Annotated in this window: 13 protein-coding genes; 5 read left to right on the plus strand and 8 right to left on the minus strand. The window is 45.9% G+C overall.

What is annotated here, in order from left to right; all coding sequences use genetic code 11:
- Positions 1–185: 185 nt before the first annotated feature.
- The gene (locus LSG34_RS08635; protein ID WP_233008421.1) at positions 186–2345 is read right to left on the minus strand and encodes a hypothetical protein; all 2160 of its coding nucleotides are present in this window, start codon (positions 2343–2345) and stop codon (positions 186–188) included.
- A complete protein-coding gene (locus tag LSG34_RS08640) occupies positions 2342–7108 on the minus strand; it encodes a DUF3320 domain-containing protein (RefSeq protein WP_233008422.1) in 4767 nt (1588 codons plus the stop codon). The genes LSG34_RS08635 and LSG34_RS08640 overlap by 4 nt, the downstream gene beginning before the upstream one ends.
- Before the next feature lie 311 nt (positions 7109–7419).
- On the opposite strand from LSG34_RS08640, the gene LSG34_RS08645 reads away from it, so the two are divergent.
- Entirely contained in the window at positions 7420–7842 is a 423-nt protein-coding gene (locus LSG34_RS08645) for a type II toxin-antitoxin system MqsA family antitoxin (RefSeq protein ID WP_233008424.1), read from the plus strand.
- Between the two features lie 203 nt (positions 7843–8045).
- On the opposite strand, the gene LSG34_RS08650 is transcribed toward LSG34_RS08645, so the two are convergent.
- From LSG34_RS08650 to LSG34_RS08665, 4 genes are all read right to left on the minus strand, one after another.
- Positions 8046–9269: a type II toxin-antitoxin system HipA family toxin gene (locus LSG34_RS08650; RefSeq protein ID WP_233008426.1), complete on the minus strand. Its 1224-nt coding sequence runs from the start codon at positions 9267–9269 to the stop codon at positions 8046–8048.
- On the minus strand, positions 9259–9561 hold the full coding sequence (locus tag LSG34_RS08655) for a helix-turn-helix transcriptional regulator (RefSeq protein WP_269822845.1): 303 nt from the start codon (positions 9559–9561) through the stop codon (positions 9259–9261). Before LSG34_RS08655 ends, LSG34_RS08650 begins: the two co-directional genes overlap by 11 nt.
- Before the next feature lie 113 nt (positions 9562–9674).
- Complete coding sequence (locus LSG34_RS08660) at positions 9675–10715, minus strand: methionine synthase (RefSeq protein ID WP_233008430.1); 1041 nt, start codon at positions 10713–10715, stop codon at positions 9675–9677.
- A 41-nt stretch (positions 10716–10756) separates the two neighbouring features.
- On the minus strand, positions 10757–11764 hold the full coding sequence (locus LSG34_RS08665; protein ID WP_233008432.1) for a DUF1852 domain-containing protein: 1008 nt from the start codon (positions 11762–11764) through the stop codon (positions 10757–10759).
- A 514-nt stretch (positions 11765–12278) separates the two neighbouring features.
- Here LSG34_RS08665 and LSG34_RS08670 point away from each other — a divergent pair.
- The 3 genes from LSG34_RS08670 to LSG34_RS08680 all read left to right on the plus strand — a co-directional run bounded on the left by LSG34_RS08670 (position 12279) and on the right by LSG34_RS08680 (position 16125).
- Positions 12279–13823, plus strand: a complete 1545-nt coding sequence (locus LSG34_RS08670; RefSeq protein ID WP_233008434.1) for an alpha-amylase family glycosyl hydrolase — start codon at positions 12279–12281, stop codon at positions 13821–13823.
- 1 nt (position 13824) lies between these two features.
- Positions 13825–14589, plus strand: coding sequence for a hypothetical protein (locus LSG34_RS08675; protein ID WP_233008436.1), 765 nt, complete (start codon positions 13825–13827; stop codon positions 14587–14589).
- Positions 14590–14667: 78 nt separating this feature from the next.
- Positions 14668–16125 (plus strand): winged helix-turn-helix domain-containing protein, encoded by a 1458-nt coding sequence (locus tag LSG34_RS08680; protein ID WP_233008438.1) that lies wholly within the window; start codon positions 14668–14670, stop codon positions 16123–16125.
- Positions 16126–16366: 241 nt separating this feature from the next.
- Here LSG34_RS08680 and LSG34_RS08685 read toward each other — a convergent pair whose 3' ends face one another.
- Positions 16367–17584, minus strand: a complete 1218-nt coding sequence (locus tag LSG34_RS08685) for an MFS transporter (protein WP_233008440.1) — start codon at positions 17582–17584, stop codon at positions 16367–16369.
- Positions 17585–17686: 102 nt separating this feature from the next.
- On the opposite strand from LSG34_RS08685, the gene LSG34_RS08690 reads away from it, so the two are divergent.
- A complete protein-coding gene (locus LSG34_RS08690; RefSeq protein ID WP_233008447.1) occupies positions 17687–18508 on the plus strand; it encodes an AraC family transcriptional regulator in 822 nt (273 codons plus the stop codon).
- 69 nt (positions 18509–18577) lie between these two features.
- Here the strand turns inward: LSG34_RS08690 and LSG34_RS08695 are convergent, their stop codons facing one another.
- Complete coding sequence (locus LSG34_RS08695) at positions 18578–19435, minus strand: delta-class carbonic anhydrase (protein WP_233008449.1); 858 nt, start codon at positions 19433–19435, stop codon at positions 18578–18580.
- Positions 19436–19666 lie beyond the last annotated feature (231 nt).

Here is a 19666-nt window from a genome sequence, read left to right on the forward strand (position 1 = left end):
GATTTTCTTACAAAAAAGTAACAGTTATGCTTGTTTCAAAATTCTGATTAAGGTTGCTATTCAGTAGCTATAATGCTGATATGGACGAGGAAAGTTACTATGATACTGTATTAAAAGATCATATGCTAAAAGCCTTTAATAGTCTGTCTGACGCGGAATTCATTAGATATACCAATATATAATGTTTATAACTGTTTTACCTGCTCATATAATTGATACAAGTTATGAGCAGACATATCTAAAATGGGCTCGTACATAAATGAATTGAGATGTATGTTCTCTGGCGTCATAAGATTAACTTGATCGAGTAAGTTAATTATCTCGGTCTCCGTACTAAACATATTCACGTACTTATCAAATAGTTCACGCGTCTGGTTACTGGTAATGCCCTCTAAAAATTTGGGGTCCGCTATTTGGCTGATCATAAATTCTTCGGCTCTTAATCGAATAGCCATTGCAAGAATGACTTTGCATTCAAGTTCTGGAGACTCTTCATTGGTAGCTAACAGAGCGTCACTTTGTTGCATAATTTTGTCGAATACCGGCGTTTGTCCGTCAGGCAAAACTAATCCAGCCTGATCTGTAAACACTTCAGAATAAATAGCTTGAAGATCGCTTACTTTAATCTCTTTGGTATCTTCCTTTAGATGCAGCAGCGAAGTTAGTCTATCGAAATGTGCATTGTGTCCACAGTAATCTGCGATATTTCTGGCGAAGGGAATACTCGCCAGCAAGTAACTCTCATTATTTGCAAGCTCTTGTTTCCAAGTGCTAAAAACGTCTTTCTGGTACTTTTCTTTTCGGACTATGATCCCATCAGACGATTTAATTGCAAGATGGCGGTTCTGACGCTTGGCTCCCAATCTGCTGCTCACAATTCTGTGAAAGTCGAAATTGTGGGTAAGTAAGAGCAAACTGAAGTGAGCAACTTTTGCGATATCACGAAGATATTCAACGATGGCATACTTATTTTTGTAGTCGAATGAGTCGGCGATGTCATCGATAATAATTAAAGTCGGCTGAGTATTTTTTTGCCTTATCTCTATTTCAAAGAGAACATTAAGTATATAAAGTGCCCGTTTTTCACCTTGGCTCAGGGCTTCAATTAGGCCTGATTGGCTGACTTGTTTTGATTCACCGCGCCCATCATCGAACTCAAATTCTATTGCTGGTGCGGCACCATTGAGGATCACTTCATCCTGATTACCGACCTTGAGTTTGAAAGGAACTTTAAAGCGTTTATTGAAAGTTTCGACTACTGCTTCCCATGTTGTCTTTTGCTGTTGGGCCTGATAGATAATGTTTCCTACCAGTTCTTGATTTTGCTTAAAGGTTGCGACCAGATCGTCCCAATAATTTTGCTGCGACTGTAGATAGCCCAGAATCACGCTCTTTTTGAATTCGGTCAGGTTTTGATATTCCGGCAAAAGCTCTTGATGTTCAGCAATGAAATCACGAAATTCTTGTGTATCTTTGGTATTAAGTTTTCCATCAACTCGACTAAATTTTTCTTTCAGTTCAGGACTTTGTAGAACTTTATCCTGCTCTTCTTGAAGCAATCGGTTGAACTCTTCTTTTGATGCGACTTCCTGCTTTACACCATCAACTGAGATATTGACGCTATGTGATGCATTGAAGAATCCAGTCTCGGTTAAGTTTTTTGATACAACTCCCGCTTTTTGGTGGTTGAAGGTTTTTGATAGAACAGAGGATCTTTGAATTAGCTGGTCGTAAGTATTTACATACTCAGCCAACTCTTGGCTAAAGTCACCTGAAGAGATGAGTTCTAAGACTTTAGGGTTAAACAGTACGGAGAATTTAAATTCGCTGAACCTGGTATAGTCGGGAATATTTTGCTGCGACAAATCAGTGAGTAATTCTAATAGCGACTTCTCTTGCCTGGAAAAGGCTTCGCATATCAACGCCGCGATATCGCGTTTACCAGATAGCTTGACCAAAGCTTTCAGCAGTAATTCTCGTTTCGCACTAACTTGATTGAGAGCTGTTTCGTATTGTTGTTTGAGCACGTCATTAACGAGCAGTGTTGATATTTGTTTGGAGCTATAACTTTCATTGTATGAATCAATTACCATTACTTGCTTTGCAGTAATGTCGATGCTATTGATTTTAATATCTCTATTGGTGGCTCGGTCAGAAAAAATCAGATCCTTCGTGGGCTTATTTGCCTCCACATCTTTGAAGGTTTTCGCTAGTGACGTTTTCAGCGTTCCGTTTGGTGCATATAACGAGTTCACACCGTTGTTGTCTGCGGACTTGGTAAAGTCCAGCTCTTTAGACAGTTGATTTATGCCATAGCAGTTGGATAGTTCCAGTTTTAATCTCATGAATTCACCGCAATCTTCAACCTTTCATTCTCACAAACCAACACACCTTTATCGCATTGAACCTGCGCTAACTTAGCCATCCGTTCAGCCGCCTGAGCTGTTGCACGCTGAAAACCTAGCAACCCCAACGCCGCAGATGCTGCGTCCGTTACGCTTATAGCGTGGGCGTCTTGCACTGTTAGTAATAAGGCATTGGTGAGTTCTGCATCACAGACGTTTTCCAGCTTACGGGTGGCGGTGTCGACACTGTTCCAGTTTCTTAATTTGACTGTGCTGCGGCCTTGGGGCCATAACACTTCGTCTTTATCTAACTGGATCAGTCCTTTGGCTACGGCGCTTTCGATGGCTTGGTCAACAGTGCGTTTAATTTTGGCACCAACTCGTGTCAGGCCAGCAGCATTAGCTAAACGGGTGGCAACTAAGCTGGCGAATATTGGGTATTCGGTTTCAACAATACGTTCCACCGCATGCACTAACATACTCAAAGGAATGGCACTGAAATCATCGACATGAGGAATATTTAGCTTAGACACATCGGCCTTTTTATAGGGCGTAGTGCAGGCTTCAAACTCTGGTTGTTCTTCCTCTACCCGCAGAATAGGCGCTGCAACAAGCTCCGGTGCGGCAACTTGGTGCCTTACTTGTCTGGAGCTATTGGCTTGGGCCGCCATCGATACCATCAATTCGTTGTGCTGGGTTATGGCTTTATCTATCAATACTTTCAGGCGATGTAATTCAGCCTCTGGATCTCTGAACCAGTCGGTGGACCAAATGCGTCCAAAGCTCCAGCCAAGGCCTTCAAGCACACTTTGCCGCAGCCGTTCACGGTCGCGGGCTGAAGCAGCCTGGTAATAACCTGCGCCATCATATTCCAGCGCCAATACAAATTTACTGGGGTCTTCCGGATGCTTGATGGCTAAGTCGATGTAGTAACCCTGACTGCCGACCCGGGTGGCTACCTGATAACCCAAACGCTGGATCGCTTGATGCAATAGGGCACCAAAAGCAAAGTTTTGTTCCTGCTCTTTTTCATGGGCTTTGTTCAACTGGCCTGATTCGGCAAATTGCAAAAAGATTTGCAGCGAACGCACACCAAAAGGGCTGTCTGCTTCAACTTTCAGCTCGTCGCCTTTGAAGTTGGCAAAGACTTCCATCGCCAGCCGCGCGCGTGAGATCAACACATTTAAGCGCCGTTCACCACCGGGTTTATTCAGCAGACCAAAATTTTGGCTCAGTTGGCCTGTGCTGGTTTTGCCGTAACAAATACTGATATAGATAACGTCGCGCTCGTCGCCCTGTACGTTCTCCAGGTTCTTTACAAAAAACTCATCGCCACCAGCATGTCGTGCAAAGAATTCGTCGGTTTCAGGGTGTAAGCGGCGCTCTTTTTCCAGCTCAAGCAAGATGGCATCACGCTGTGAAAGGCTAAAAGCCACAACACCCAACGACAGGTGAGGTTTGCTTAACGCATGATTTAAAACTGCCGCTACGACAGCTTTTACTTCGCCTGGATTGGTGCGTGAACCGCCTTTGTCGTAATGGGTTTCTGGCAAATGATGAAACTTAAGCCCTGTTGCATCGGGGTGAAAACCCGGGCTTGGAAAGGCCACTAACTTGTTTTTATAAAACTGGTCGTTGGATACGGCAATCAGCGAATCGTGGCGGGAGCGATAGTGCCAGCGCAGCATTTTACTTGCCGCGCCGCGGGCTTCCATTAACGCCAGAATACTTTCCATTTCAGCGGTAGCACTGCTTTCCAGCTCTTCTTCTTCCAGTTCAACGGCTTTACCAAACAAGTTGCTTGGTGGCATTTGCTTACTGTCACCCACCACAATCACCTGCCGCCCACGCAGTATAGCGCCCAAGGCATCAGGGGCTGGAATTTGGCTGGCTTCGTCAAAGATCACCAGATCAAAATCCAAAGCACCTTGTTTCAGGTAAGTGGCGATGGACATAGGGCTCATCATAAAAATAGGTTTTACTTGCTGGATCACGTTACCGGCTTCTGCCAGTAGTTTTCTGATAGGAATATGGCGCTTTTTCTTACCCATTTCGCGCAGCACTAATTCCATTTCACCTTTCGCTGTTTTCTTCGGTAAGCGCTCATACAAGGTGTTCACTAACAGCTCTTGGGCGAAAAACAAACTATTGCCATCAATACGTTTAAAGTCACGCAGGCTTTGTTCATGTTTATTGCGGTCAAAGCGCCGTATGGCTTCCGAGCTGTCGTAGGCATGATCAACCAAACCACGGTAATAACTAAGTTCGAATACTGTCATTAGCAGGTCTGGAGCTGCTTGCCATGAGTACGCCAGTTCAGTGAAAGCTTTGATTTTATAGGGCTCAAAGGCCTGAATAATCTGGTTATAGCGAGCGAAATCGTAAAGCAGGGCTGAGTTTTTCCAGCCTTCTAACAAAGCATTGAGCTGGGTAAATTGCATTGCCGCTAAATCATGGTTTGGATTGCTGTTGGGGATTTGTATCAGCTCTTTCAGTGTTTGAGCCTGCACTGCAATGGCGTTACAAAGTGCTGTCAGTGAGTTCGCCTGATCGCGCAGCAGCTTTTTATCAACGCCCGTATCAATCAGTTCAGCCAATGACTGCGACAATTCAAGACGGTTTACCTTTGCATAAAAGGTGCTGATCCAGCTATGGGTTTGAGTTAATTCAGCATGCTCTGAAAACTCACCTTGCCACTGAGAGCCAAAAACTTCAGACAAAATGGCGTTGTAGCTGGCCAGCTCTTTTTTCGTACTTTGGTATGCTAAGGCAGTATCTAATGCAGTGAGCCAGTCTGCAGACGAAGCGGGTAGAGCGCCACGCCAAAGCCCTGCTAAGTTAGCTTTTGCTTGTCGATAGCTGGACGACAGGAAACGCCACCATTTATCTGTTTTGCCAATCAAGCCCTGGCGGATACTTAGCAAATCGGCATCCAGCGCTTGAGCGATAAAGTGTTGTTCGCAGCTGGCTTTTAGGTTTAAGAAATTTGCTAAACAAGCCAGGCCGTTATCAATCCGCTTTTGTTCAACAGCCCATAAAGGGTTATTTACTTTAACCTGCTTTAGATCCGGCACCTCGGATAGCCAGCTTGTTGTTGCGATCAGTGGGGTAACTTGTTGCAAGCTTTGTGGTTTCTCAAGTTTCAGAAATGCACTGACGGTTTGAGTTTGTGCATCAAGTTGGCTAAGCAATTGGCTTATTTCTGCCAAAGCTGAGGTTAACGCTTGTTGCAATGCGGGAGAAAAATCAGTACGGCCAGACATAGCAAAAGGATGCGCTGCAGGCACACCAACACGTTCCAGTTGCTGCACCAATTCAGCCACCAGCTTTCTGGCGTTACTGTATTGCTCTGCTGTCCATTGTTCAAAACAGCTAAAAGGCAAAGCTGGCAAAGAGCTTTCGGGATCCTTTGTTTTCAGCTGCAATAAAGAGCCTAAAGCTTCAATATAATTGAGGCCACTGCGCAAAACAGGGGCGCGAATGGCATGCACATAAGCATCCAGTGAAGCTTTTGATTGTGCTAAATCCGATAGCTCTTGCTGGCGGTTCCCGGTTTGTGGCCGCCCTTGTTCGAGCGACTCAGCAATAGATTCCAGCACAGCTTTTTTGGTACTTTTGTGGCTGTGCAGTTCCAGTACAGCAAAGCCCATATGTGTTTCATCAAGGCGTTTTTTTACCACCTCAAGTGCTGCCATTTTTTGCGCAACAAACAGTACTTTTTTACCCAAAGCAACGGCTTCAGCAATGATATTGGTGATGGTTTGAGATTTGCCCGTGCCTGGCGGGCCTTGAATGATCAGGTCTGCACCACCTTTCATGGCTAAGATGGCTTCAATTTGGCTGGAGTCGGCGTCTTTTACCAAATGGAGCTTTTCAGGATGATTCAGATCATCTTGGTTAATCTCGGCATTGTGATCAAAACCATCCCGGAATAAACGGCCAATCAAAGGCAACTGGGATGGTTTTTTTCCTTCAGGCCAGCCGGTTGGGTCAAGGTCCATATACATCTGAAACTTGCCAAAAGAGAACAGCCCTAAACCAATTTTGTCCTGATGCACTCGCCACGAAGGTTGTGCCGCAATTGCATCTGTCACCGCCTGATAATAATCCGAGACTGTCATTTCATCTGAATAGGTTGGCAGTAGTAACTTAAATTCTGTTCTGAGTTTTGCCGCTAAAGTCAGGTTTGAGCCTAGCTCTTCGCCTGTGTAACGCAATTTAAAACTGTCGCGGGCAGAAGATCGGGTAAGTTCGACAGGGATCAGAATTAACGGCGCGTACCTTGAAACTGATGAGTTGGTGGGCTCATTCCACTGTAAAAAACCAAGAGCCAGATACAGAACCTCGACACCTTGCTCCTGCAGCATGGTGTGCGCTTCAGTTTCGAGTTTCAGCAGTGCTTTATCCAGCTTTGCTGGTATCAGCCCAGTTTGCAGGTATTTATCGCTAAAGCGGGCAGCACCTTTCTTTTGTTCAAGATACAAATCAAGCGGCGGTAATTCGGAGTCGTCGTCCGACTGAAAGAAGCTTCCTTCATCTTCGCTGTCGGCAATTTTTTGCTGATAAGCTTCCGGCAGCGGCAAAAAGCTAAGCGTGTTTTCCTGCTCAACCAGCATTTCAAAAATCTTGGCAGATTGTTCATCAATAATGTCGAGGGCTTTGCTGCCACTGCGGTAATTCAACTGAGGGTTGGATCGAAGACCCATATCAAGTAATTCAAGACGCGCACGTTCCAACTGCTGCTCAACAACCATAAAATCCATCTCCGGTCTGCTTGAATACCAATCGCCTTTGTTGTCTGCTAATTATTTATTTCTAAGTGTGGCGATGGTTAAAAAACTAACATAACAACGGTTGTTTCCAAAAGCAAACATGGCATTCAGGTATTAGCCTGTGCATCAATGTTTCTAAGTAGATCATCCGGTATAACTTCTCCTAAGAAGACGTTACTCAATATCCGAAAATTACCATTATGGTAATTTCTGCGTTATTCTGCATCATATGGTTGGTAAAGCAGGGCAGTTGATTGTAGTGATATCAAGTCGCCCATCTTGTAGCTAAAAAGGAGAGTTGTATGCAAGGTAAAGATCTTTGCCCTTTATGTGGCGAAGGACATTTAGCACATCAGCTTGGCTCTTTGCTTGTTGACTATAAAGGGCAAACTGCAGCTATCGTCAGCCATTTCTCTGTGTGTGATCACTGTGGTTCAGAGCAGGCTGATGCTGCCCAGTTGCGTGATAACAAGCGCGCTATGGTTGCTTTTAAAAAACAAGTTGATGGTTTTTTAACTGGCGCAGAGGTAAAAGCAATTCGTGAGCAACTTGGTATTACACAGGCGCAGGCTGCCAGAGTATTTGGTGGCGGACCGGTCGCTTTTGCGAAGTATGAAGCCGATGATGTAACCCAATCTGAGGCCATGGATAAATTGATAAGGCTTTCAGCCAGTTCAGTGGATGCTTTTCATATTCTGGCTGAACAGGTTGGGTTGACTGCTTAAATCCCCAATAAGGCAAATAACTTGGCTATTCGCCTCACTTTTTGATTAGATTAAGCCATCTATTCGCCTCATGGAATTTTATAGTGTGGATTTGGCAACAATCAGACTAGCCTGCTTTTCGTTACGATCAGGATCAACTCAACCCGCTTTTACGTGAAGTGCATTTTTGCTTGTGAGATAGCGCAGCTAACAAAGCTGCAGCTTCAAGTTTCTTGGGGATAATCTAACTTAATTATCGGTATCACAGCTTTTAAACGTTCCAAATCGCCTTCGCCTACACCTTGTTGTTTAAAGTAAAAAGACCATTCCTGGCTTAAGGCTGCTACCTCTTCGATGATTTTTTTTGCTTTAAACTGTTTTAAACCAAAACGTAATGACTGCGACAACAGGTTTTCGACTGTTCCATCCCGGCCAAAATCGCCAATGCCCATACCATGCTGACGGCTGTTATTGACAGGTAACAAGTCGTAAGCGGGGGATAAACGCCAGTTTTTATCGCTGAAGGAATACAGCAATGCATGATTGCGGCTGTGATCGTCTGTGTTACCCATAAACACATTAAACACCATACGTTGGTAGAGCTCGTGTGCGTCTTCGGGTTCTGCGCCTTGTGTGCGCAAAAATTCTGCAAGAAAACCATAGCTGTAGCTGCTGCTCAAAGCCGCGTTATTGACAGTGGCTACATTGATCAGCGAGTTGGCGCTGATAAAGTGATGGGTAGGGCGCTGCTGATGACAGTCAAAACGTCCCACCAGTAATACATCATCAGTGTCAGTTGTGACGACTCTTGTTGTAGCAACCCGCACTGGTAATTCTGCCAGCATACGCATACAGGCGTGCTCTACTTTTACCTGATTAAACAAATCGTCGGGTCTGTTAAATTTGGCCAAAAAGGTTGTGTCACCGTATGTGATTAAGGTTTTGGGCCTGGCTCCACCCATGCTGGAACCATGCTCAAAAGCTTTTTTTGCTTCCTCTGGTATGGCTTCGTCATTCAATATGGCGTCTTTGCCTTTGAGCAGCAAAGGTAAATCGCCCAGCGTATTTTTGTTGAGTTTAGGTTTTGACGAGCTGCGGGATAAACTAAAAACTAAAGCGCCCACTCCCATACCGGAACCCGCCAATAAAAACTGCAGTGCATTTTGTGGTTTGGTTTTATGCAAGGACAAAATAACTTTCTGGCCCCATGCGTCTGCACCTGCATCCAATAACACGCCAAACACTCCTTTGCCAGTGTTGGTGCTGTATAACTGTTCTGACAGAGGTAAGTTCAGCGGGTCCAAAGGGAAGGCGTCAGGTCGGGCTAAATAGCTTTTACCATATCGAAACTCACCATAGCGCCGTGTTGGATCTAACGTGACCACGCCACAAATCACCGGCTGTTGCTCCAGGCCGTCAATAAATACATAAGCCTGCTCAGAAGTCATTCGATAGTTCCGGTTTGGCTTTGCGTTGTTTGCGCTGCTTTTTCTGCACTTGGTGAGCAAATTGAGCCAATTGTTGTTCTACTGCATCTGTGATGGGCTGCAATAAATTGAGTTGGACCAGCACTGCAAACAGCGCTTCGGAGTTTACCGATTTGCCATTTTCAATAGCAGAAATAGTGTTACGGCTCAATCCAACCCGCACAGCAAGCTCGGATTGGTCCATAGACTCAGCCCTGATCTGTTTCACCAGTTGCCCTAAAGCTTGACTAAGTTGTATTGCCTCTTTTTGCATTATAATTTGTGCATTAATATATTAATGCACAAATTATGGCTCATTAAGTTTGATTGTCAACTGCCATCTGTTGTGTTGTAGCCGAAGCTACACAGACAGTATTTGATAGCTGACTACTTCGCCGCCAGCTCCCGGCGCACTATCTCCGCGCCTGCTGCTAATGCATTCAGTTTGCCTCGGGCAATATGACGCGGTAACGGCGCCATGCCGCAGTTGGTGCAAGGGTAGAGGTGGTGTGCGTCGACAAACTGCAGGGCCTGGCGAAGCGTGGCTGCTACTTCTTCCGGCGTTTCAATATTGTGGTTGGCGACATCAATAGCGCCTACCATCACTTTTTTGCCGCGAATAAGTTCCAACAGCTCCATTGGAACACGGGAGTTGTGGCATTCCAGAGAGATAATATCGATGCTGGATTTTTGCAGCTTAGGAAATACTGCTTCGTACTGACGCCACTCAGAGCCCAGAGTTTGTTTCCAGTCGGTATTGGCTTTAATGCCATAGCCGTAACAAATATGTACTGCGGTTTCGCATTGCAGCTCTTTAAGACCGTCAGCTGCTTGTTCCAAAGCGGCAATACCCCAGTCGTTTACTTCGTCAAAAAACACATTAAAGGCCGGTTCATCAAACTGGATTATGTCTACACCTGCTTCAACCAGTTCTTTGGCTTCCTGATTCAGAATTTTGGCAAACTCAAAGGCTAGTTTTTCGCGGCTTTTGTAATGTGCGTCGTACAGCGTATCAATCATGGTCATAGGGCCTGGCAGCGCCCATTTGATAGGTTGATTGGTTTGCTGGCGTAAAAATTTGGCATCTTCGACAAAAACTGGTTTTTGCCTGCTTACGGCACCGACCACAGTAGGCACGCTGGCATCGTAACGGTTGCGAATACGCACTGTTTCGCGTTTTGCAAAATCAACGCCGTCCAGGTGCTCGATAAAGGTGGTGACAAAGTGTTGGCGCGATTGTTCGCCGTCACTGACGATATCAATACCAGCCTGTTGTTGTTCGTGTAACGACAAACGTAAAGCGTCCTGTTTGCCGTCTGTTAATTCCTCGCCCTGCAATTTCCATGGCGACCATAAGGTTTCAGGTTGGGCCAGCCATGAAGGTTTAGGTAAGCTGCCGGCCGTTGAGGTAGGGAGTAATTTTTTCATCAATAAGTCGCTCTTTGGTTCAATTGAATTCTGTGCTGGGTTTACTGTTGCTGTGCTGGTTTGCCAGCAGAGCTTTGTGCCAGCACACGGCTTAATAGCGCCTGGTGCGGCTTGATAAAGTGCTCGTGCGCAAACTTGCCTTGTTCTACCGCTAATCGGCTGCGCTCTTCTCTGTCGTACACTATGTCTGTCAGGGCGTGATCGCGGTTTTTTAAGTTGGGCTGATAACGCTCTCCGGCGGCGGCATGGGCGTTGTAAATTTCAGGCCGGTAAATGCGTTGAAAGGTTTCCATGGTGCTGATAGTGCTTGCCAGCTCCAGGTTGCTGTAGTCGTTCAGCAAGTCGCCAAAGAAGTAAAAAGCCAAAGGCGCGGCGCTGCCCGCAGGCATAAAGTAGCGAACCTCTAAACCCATTTTTTTGAAGTACTGCTCGGTTAACGACGTTTCATTTGGCTGGTATTCAACCCCTAACACTGGATGCTGATTGTTGGTGCGCTGATAAGTTTTGTTGTCTGACACACTCAGGCAGATCACTGGTAGTTTGTGAAAATGTTGCTGGTAAGCTTCTGAATTGACAAAAAATTGGAAGAGTTTGCCATGCAGATCACCAAACTGATCCGGAATGCTGAAGCTAGGCTGGTTTTTGTTATGTTCCGCCAGCACTAAGCTGAAATCATAATCCCGCACATAAGAGGAAAAGTTATTGCCAACAATGCCTTCAATGCGCTGGTTGGTTTTGCGGTCAATAATAGTGGTTTTTAATACTTCAATGGCTGGGAAGTTATGGTCACTGCTCTCGCTGGTGCCTTCTATCTGGATAGCCACAGAAATAATATCCAGCTGCACCGAATAACGATCTGAGTTTGGGTTATCCCAAAACACCAGGCTATTAAAACGGTTGTTGATCATGGCCAGAGTGTTGCGAAGATTCTGCTGACGGCGCTCACCACGAGCTAAATTGGCAAAGTTGGTAGTGATACGGGTATTGTCTGCTGGCTGATAATTTTCATCAAAACCAATGCTTTTAATGCTGAATCTGAAGTTGTTCATGCTATCTGCTCTCTCATTCGCTGCTATGCGGCTTAAATATCCATTAAGAAGTCTGGACGTCTAAAGTTGATGTGTCTGTTATACGCGGATGGCTGGATGAAGAAAAGTGGTTTTATTTCATCTGCTGTATGAAGGATCTTCATGTTGGGGTTGGAGGGCTAAGCAATTCATCTATAGAAGAGCGCTGAGCACTGGTTTTTAAAACACTGGCTTTCAAAAGGGTGATCAGCAACTGAAGTTTTTTGCTGAGGCTGTAAATAATGCAGTTTTACAACCAGCCCAACTCCAATTTCAGAAAGTTTAAGAAGATTTAAATGCCATTTATCAGGCGAACTGCTGAAGATGGGTCTTGGTTATTTTTATAAATACGAGGCTAATGATGATCTTCTTACCACGCTATCGCTTAATTAACACATCACTACTATTGGCTTGCCTGTTGGCATCTGTATGCAGCACCGAGGCAAAAGCACGAGCTGCCACCTCTGATTTTTGGCGTAACGCCACAGTTTATTTTATGCTCACTGACCGTTTCAATAACGGTGAAACAGCAAATGATCAGAGCTACAACCGCACTGCAGCACCGGCTTTGTTACGCGGTTTTGAGGGCGGAGATATACAAGGCATTATTGATAAAATAGAAGATGGTTACTTCACTGATCTTGGCGTTGATGCTATTTGGATGACACCTGTGATTGAGCAGGTGCACGGCTACGATGACTCCTCTGGTATTACTTATTCTTATCATGGTTATTGGCCAAAAGACTGGACTGCAGTAGATGCCAACTTTGGCACTGAGGCGCAGTTAGCACAGATGATAAAAACAGCGCACAAACATAATATCCGCGTGTTAATTGATGTGATTATCAACCATACCGGGCCAGCAACTCAGGCAGACGTATCCTGGCCTGAAGACTGGGTACGCACTCGTCCCATCTGTAATTGGAGCAGCTTTATGCAAAATGTCCAATGCGCTTTAGCCACTTCATTAACAGATATAAAAACGGAAAGTGAAGCACCGGTGGCGTTACCAGCTTTTTTACTGGACAAGTGGCGGGCAGAGGGACGATTGGAGCAAGAACTGGCTGAATTGGAACAATTTTTCACTCGTACAGGTTATCCCCGTGCGCCCAAATATTACATTGTTAAATGGTTAACAGACTGGGTCAGAGACTACGGCGTAGATGGATTTCGGGTTGATACGGCTAAGCATGTGGAAGCTGGAATTTGGACTGTACTGAAAAAAGAAAGTGAAATTGCTTTGGCTGAATACCGAGCCAAACATCCACAACAACTCTCTGACTCGCAACCCTTTTACATGGTGGGCGAAGTCGTCAATTGGGGTGTTCTGGGCTACAAAAATGCGGTGGAGTCCAGCCTGGCCTACGATTATGGTGATAAACAAGTCAACTTTTTTGATTATGGATTTGATGGGTTAATCAACATGGGATTTGTTGAGCATATTCAGCAGGATATTGAGACATTGTACAGTCGCTATTCGGCGTACCTCAATGATGGCCCAATGCAAGGCAAAGGCATGCTGAACTACATAGGCTCACATGATGATCAAGACTCCTTTGATCGCGCCAGAAAGCACAATTTTTCCACAGCTTTTAAATTGATGATGGCACCCGGTGGCGTACAAATTTATTACGGTGACGAAATTGCCAGACCTATGCTGGTTGAGGGAAGCTTTGGTGATGCCGGTATGCGCGCCACTATGAACTGGGACGATTTATCGCAACCAGAAACTCAGGCTCTGCTGGCTCATTGGCAAAAACTGGGGACGTTTCGCCAGCAATTTCCAGCTGTTGGTGCCGGAGTGCATCATATGTTAAACGCCAGGCCATATCTGTTTAAACGCGAGTTGTCTGGTGCGCAGACTGTGGTGATAGCGCAGGATCTGGCACAGGGGCCTAAGTCGATTCAGTTACATGGTGTGTATGCGGACGGTGTTGTGCTGACCGATCATTATTCAGGACTAAACACGACTGTCAAAAATGGTCAGATTAAACTGAACACACCTTACAGCTATGTATTGCTGGCACCTAAGCAGAATTAATATGCCTGATGACAAAACACTGTTATTACGCCAACGCCTGCAGCAGATAGGGGATGTTTTGCGTACAGACCCTCATGGCCTGGGCCTGCTTGGTTTGGGCTCCAGTGGTAAAGAATTGGACAGGATGGATATGTATTCCGATCTGGATTTTTTTGCCCTGGTTGCCGATGGCACCAAGCAGTACTTTATGGAGGATTTGAGTTGGCTTGGTGGCATTCAGCCCATTGCCTATTGTTTTCGCAATAGTCCTGATGGCTATAAATTGCTATTTGCAGATGGTGTGTTTTGTGAATTTGCAATTTTTGAGCAAGCAGAGTTATCTCAGATCCCATTTGAAGAAGGAGTATTTATTTGGCGGGATCCGGCTCTGGCCGAACAACTGGCCAGCCCGTATAACTCAGCACATAGATTTTCAGACGATGTGGACTATTTACTTGGTGAGCTATTAACTAACTTATATGTTGGGCTCTGTCGTTACCGTCGCGGTGAAAAGCTGTCAGCCATGCGTTTCATTCAGGTTTACGCTCTGGATCGATTAGTGAACTTGCTGGATTTGCAACTGCTACCCATGCAGTTAGCTCGCCGTGATAGTTTTTGTATTGACCGACGCGCAGAGCAGCGCCACCCACACCATACTGCATTGTTTGGGAAGTGTTTGCTTAGCAGCGACAAATTGCCTGAAGTGGCGGCGACGCTGCTGGCGTTTGCTGATCAACACTACAGTGTTAATTCCGCACTGAAACAGCAGATTGAAGCCTTATTATGAGGTGAAAATTTACTTGTCAGCCCGCGCGCCATACTGGATAGTGTATTTTAATGCTTACAAGTCTGAACGTGATTTTTGATGAACTTACAGATTGATCGATTCAGGTTGGACGTGAACGCGCGATCACTCAGATCTGCGTCTGAAGTGCATGCCATTCGGCCTAAAACACTGGCCTTGCTGCTTTTTATGATTGAGCGCCAAGGCCAGATCGTCAGTAAAGAACAGCTTCTGAATCACATTTGGGATGATGTCACTGTTAATGAAGGTGTGATTTTTCAATCTATACGCGAAATCAGACAAATGTTTGCAGACGTTGTCGTCATTCAGAATCATCCGCGTAAGGGCTATCAATGGATAGCCGATGTAACACCTGTAGCGGATGAAGTAGCGCTGCAGCAGGCGGCATCTTTTGAGGCTCAAGACACTAAATCCGTCGCTTCTTCTTATCATCGAACTCAGCGTAACAGCTGGATACTGGCCTTCCTATTTATCTGCGGCCTGCTTTGGTTCGGTTTTACATCGGAAAATAAGCCGCCACAAGTGGTTGTTCTGCCAGTACAAAATTACGTGGATAGTAACGACCTGCGCTGGCTGGTAAGTGAAGGGGCGACAAAAATAGCTGAGGCTTTTGCAGATGTATTGCCAAACAGGGTTGTGATTACATCGTCTGAGTTGGCTCGTCTGACAGACGAAAATAATGCACTTAAAGCCAATGCAGCATGGCAACTTGCCACTTCGGTATATGGCGATGTGTACGATTACAAAGTGGTGTATTTGTTAAGTAATAAGCAGCAACACTATGAAGGTGTCGTTTTCGCTCATTCCATTGAGCAGGCAATGCAGTTGCTGGTTGAAGTTACTGTGATGGATATCAATCAAGCCAGCGCTGATGTGGTGAACCTGTCTCCACAGGTAGTGCAGAGTCGTGATTTTGCTCAAGCTATGGTGGTGTATGAAACAGACTGGGAAACTGCGATAACAGATTTGGAACATTACCTTCTGAAGAACGAAAAATCAGTGCAGGCTATACAATATTTGAGTCGTTTGTATGTCTGGAAAGGTAATACGGAGCGGGCGTTAGAACTGATCAATGCCGGACTAACCAACCCAACACCAGATGCCAATCACCACGCTGAATTGCTTTTCAATCGTGCTCTGCTTTATCAATATCAGCAGCCTGAACTGGCATTAGCAAACATAGATCAAGCCATTACTCTGGCCAATGAACCCGCCAATTGGTTAACTCGCGCTAAATTGGAAGAATTACGGGCTGATATCTTTTATCAACAAAATCGTTCTGTTGAAGCCTTACGTGGATACCTAAAATCACAATCTTTTTATGATCAGATCCAGTCACCGGTGAACACTGCCAGTTTGCAACTTAAGCTGGCGGCCTTGTATATTGGCAATCAACAGCCTGAGATGGCCAGGCGCTCTTTTCTTAAAGCAAAAACTGCAATTCAACAAAAAGAAATGTCGTTTCTTTATGCGGCTTTACTGGAATTTGAAAAGCAACATAAGCTGTTGCTCGATTAAACCAAACTAAAATAATCCATGGTTATTGCGTTAGGCATGATCCTTCGAGATCGGCCTGCACTCATTGCCTTGCTTGAAATGACGGGGCAATTCAGACCTATGCCTGATGAACTGCCAAAACAAAACTGTCAGCTTCGCACTGAAGCTGGTGGGCGCGGCGGGGAAAACGCCGAAAACCGCAACAGCTGCTTTTTTGCTGAAATGGGCTGCCTGCCGGCTTTTACCTGCTTCATCTTTGGTTTCAGCCTTTACGCCGGGTTGGCAAAAACATGGTTACAAGGCCAAGTAATGGTAAATACGCACAATAATCAAATACCTGCACTATAGAGGTGGCATCAGCCCATGCGCCCAGACCTGCTGCAGCTATACCGCTGATACCAAACATCAGGCCAAAAAAGATACCTGAGATCAGACCTATTTTATGTGGTACTAATTCCTGTGCCAGCACAATAACAGCAGAGAAGGCTGAGGATAAAATCAGGCCAATCAGTACCGACAGCACTGCTGTCCAATACAGGTTGCAATAAGGCAGCAGCAAGGTAAAAGGCGCAGCGCCGAGGATGGAAACCCAGATCACTGTTTTGCGGCCGACTTTGTCACCTATAGGCCCACCGGCAAAAGTTCCCAAGGCTACAGAGGAGAGAAATACAAAGAGGTACAGCTGCGCATCTGCGACTGAGACGGCAAATTTTTCCATCAGGTAAAAGGTGTAGTAGTTGGTGATCGCCGCCATATATATGTACTTCGAAAACACCAGCAGGGCCAGCACCAGTAAAGCACCTTTGACCTGAGCTGAAGATAAATGGCTGAAATGTGGCTGTTTTTTTACAGCTTTTAAACTGGCGCCTGAGCGAATAGTCCAGCGGCTGACCGCACTTAAGACAGCGATACCCAAGAGTGCAAACAAACTAAACCAAATAATAGCCGTTTGCCCCCGTGGCAGAATAATGACTGCAGCCAGTAAGGGACCAAAGGCAGAGCCAGCGTTGCCTCCCACCTGAAAAAACGACTGGGCAAAACCAAAACGACCACCCGAAGCCAAGCGCGCCACCCGCGAGGCTTCAGGATGAAAAGTCGATGACCCCATCCCAATCAACGCGGACGCCAGCAATAACATAGAAAAGCTGCTGCTCAGTGCCAGCAGTATCAAACCCAATAAGGTCATCACCATGCCGGATGGCAATAAATAAGGTTTAGGGTATTTGTCTGTGTACAAACCAACAGCTGGTTGTAGTACCGACGCCATCAACTGAAAACATAAGGTGATAAGGCCGATTTGGGTAAAGCTCAGGCTGTATTCTGTTTTCAGCAAAGGGTAAATCGACGGCAAAATGGCCTGAATCAAGTCGTTTAACAGGTGAACAAAGCTGACAGCCGCCACCACAGGCACAATAGTTTTGCTGGCGTCGAAAGCATTGCTTGCCTGACCAAGAGGGCTTTGCGGACATTGAACAGACATAAATACACCTCACTGAAAATATCAGGGGCATTATAAACTGCAAAAAATCGCAGATATGCCATAAACTATCGTTTAACTGACAAATTGAGGCAGGAGAACGCTGTGCAACCTAAACGCCAGAAGCATTCCAGTGCTGAGCAACTGCAACAATTGCCCAGATCTGTGGTGGCCTGGGCCGGGCATTATCAGGCAGGTGACAAAGTTGCTGCGCACTCACATCCAAGAGCACAGCTCTTGTATGCAGTACAGGGCGTGATGCAGGTGCATACGCCAGGTAGTGTCTGGACTATTCCGTCTCACAGGGCGTTATGGTTGCCACCTGGTGTGGAACACGATTTGTTCATGATGAGCGATGTACAAATGCGTACTTTGTATATTGATGCTGCGGTAGCACAGACGCTGGGGCAGGAATGCCGGGCTGTGACGGTATCTGCTTTATTGAAAGAGCTTATCTTAGCTTTGTTACAGGAACCTGCCGAATACCCGCAGCCTGGCCGGGGCGAACATTTAGCCGCACTGATATTAAGTGAAATTCAGGGGGCTGCCTGTCAGACCATGCATCTGCCCTGGCCACAGGACAGGCGTTTGCAACGGGTCTGTCAGTGGTTGCTGGATTCGGTGGGAACCAGTCACAGTATCGATCAGTTGGCTGCGATGGCTGGAGCAAGCAGCCGTACTCTGATGCGGCTGTTTAGCAAAGAAACCGGGTTAAGTTACCGGCAATGGCTGAGGCAACTGCAACTGGCAGAAGCGGTATTACGTTTACAACGGGGCGAACCAGTGGCCCGCATCGCTGCTGCTTTGGGTTATCGTAGCCCCAGTGCTTTTACAGCCATGTTTAAACGTAGTTTTGCCTTGTCGCCGCAGTTGTATGCCCAGCGCACCATGTTGTTACCAACAATGCAAAGTTCTGTTGCAAGTTAAAACCCGAAAAGCTGCCAACTGCCTTTCTTTAAAAAGCAGTTGGTTTTATTGCATTAAACAGATTTGCTATCAGTCAATTTTTGACAATAAATCCGGGTTGGTGACCAGATTACGCACAGCATGCGCTTCCGATTCGTTAAATGGGTTGGCTTTACACCATTGGCCCATGGTAGCGATATTCACTTTGGCTACTTTAGGACGAACGCCCCAGCTGACCTGAAAAGGTGAAGCTACTTCGTTGTAATCAGGACCTGTGGTTGAGCCTGCATACTCGACAGGTTCGCCTGTATTGTCCGGAATGTTCGTGGCCTGATTGTAGCCATCGTCCATGGTTACAGCTGCCAGTTTATTGAAGTCCAACGCTTTAGGGTCGTTTACCAGCACAAACACCTGAGCCTCTACCCGTAATTCCGGGTTTTTAATAGCTTCGGTCATACAGGCGCCCAAGCTTACACCTGGCACTGCCATGGCGCTGGTATGCACATAATGCACTTCTACCGTGTCACCCGAATGCAGGCTACCATGCTTGCCTGCACAGATTGGCTCTTTTACTGGGGTTAACTCGGCTTTGGTTAATTTGCCATTGTATTTATAACCCGTGCCCATGCCTTTACCGTCGCCGTTACCAGCGTAAGTGGTGAACTCGCCACCTTTGTGTTCGGCATTAAGATGCATATGAATATTGCACAAGTTCATATGTTCATAGGACGGTGCCAGAGCAAACAAACGCATATCACTGCCGGTTTTTACACTAATATCCCGCGGTGATTGCGGACCATAGCCTTTGCCTTTGGTGGCTGCGTCTAGTTTGGCATTCTGCTGGGCAATCACTTCATCGCTGACCGCATGATGTGACCCTTCAGCAGCCTGAAGATCACTACAGACAACAGCGGAAAATAACAGACAAGAAAAAAAAGATAGTTTCATAACATGTCCTTGGTTCTGCCGGGCCAAATGCGCCACTACATATCAGGGTAATATGAGTGCTTTGCCAAGCCGATACACTGTAGACGAAGCATGCCGTTTTGCTACTTTTTCTGGCTGAATTTGTCGCTGATTGGACGCATCTTTTTTCGAACTAAAAAGTGAGTGTCTGACGTTTTATCTGGCTTCAGGTTTTGGCCTGGCTTCATAAATCCCATTGACAAGAGCCTGTTC

This window comes from Rheinheimera faecalis (assembly GCF_021290965.1).
GTDB classification, from domain to species: domain Bacteria; phylum Pseudomonadota; class Gammaproteobacteria; order Enterobacterales; family Alteromonadaceae; genus Pararheinheimera; species Pararheinheimera faecalis.

What these genes read in the sequence shown, in the direction of transcription:
- LSG34_RS08635 (WP_233008421.1), bottom strand. Translation starts at nt 2,345, where the DNA reads ATGAGATTAAAACTGGAACTATCCAACTGCTATGGCATAAATCAACTG.
- LSG34_RS08695 (WP_233008449.1), bottom strand. Translation starts at nt 19,435, where the DNA reads ATGAAACTATCTTTTTTTTCTTGTCTGTTATTTTCCGCTGTTGTCTGT.
- LSG34_RS08650 (WP_233008426.1), bottom strand. Translation starts at nt 9,269, where the DNA reads ATGACTTCTGAGCAGGCTTATGTATTTATTGACGGCCTGGAGCAACAG.
- LSG34_RS08665 (WP_233008432.1), bottom strand. Translation starts at nt 11,764, where the DNA reads ATGAACAACTTCAGATTCAGCATTAAAAGCATTGGTTTTGATGAAAAT.
- LSG34_RS08685 (WP_233008440.1), bottom strand. Translation starts at nt 17,584, where the DNA reads ATGTCTGTTCAATGTCCGCAAAGCCCTCTTGGTCAGGCAAGCAATGCT.
- LSG34_RS08670 (WP_233008434.1), top strand. Translation starts at nt 12,279, where the DNA reads ATGCTCACTGACCGTTTCAATAACGGTGAAACAGCAAATGATCAGAGC.
- LSG34_RS08680 (WP_233008438.1), top strand. Translation starts at nt 14,668, where the DNA reads ATGAACTTACAGATTGATCGATTCAGGTTGGACGTGAACGCGCGATCA.
- LSG34_RS08645 (WP_233008424.1), top strand. Translation starts at nt 7,420, where the DNA reads ATGCAAGGTAAAGATCTTTGCCCTTTATGTGGCGAAGGACATTTAGCA.
- LSG34_RS08660 (WP_233008430.1), bottom strand. Translation starts at nt 10,715, where the DNA reads ATGAAAAAATTACTCCCTACCTCAACGGCCGGCAGCTTACCTAAACCT.
- LSG34_RS08640 (WP_233008422.1), bottom strand. Translation starts at nt 7,108, where the DNA reads ATGGATTTTATGGTTGTTGAGCAGCAGTTGGAACGTGCGCGTCTTGAA.
- LSG34_RS08675 (WP_233008436.1), top strand. Translation starts at nt 13,825, where the DNA reads ATGCCTGATGACAAAACACTGTTATTACGCCAACGCCTGCAGCAGATA.
- LSG34_RS08655 (WP_269822845.1), bottom strand. Translation starts at nt 9,561, where the DNA reads ATGCAAAAAGAGGCAATACAACTTAGTCAAGCTTTAGGGCAACTGGTG.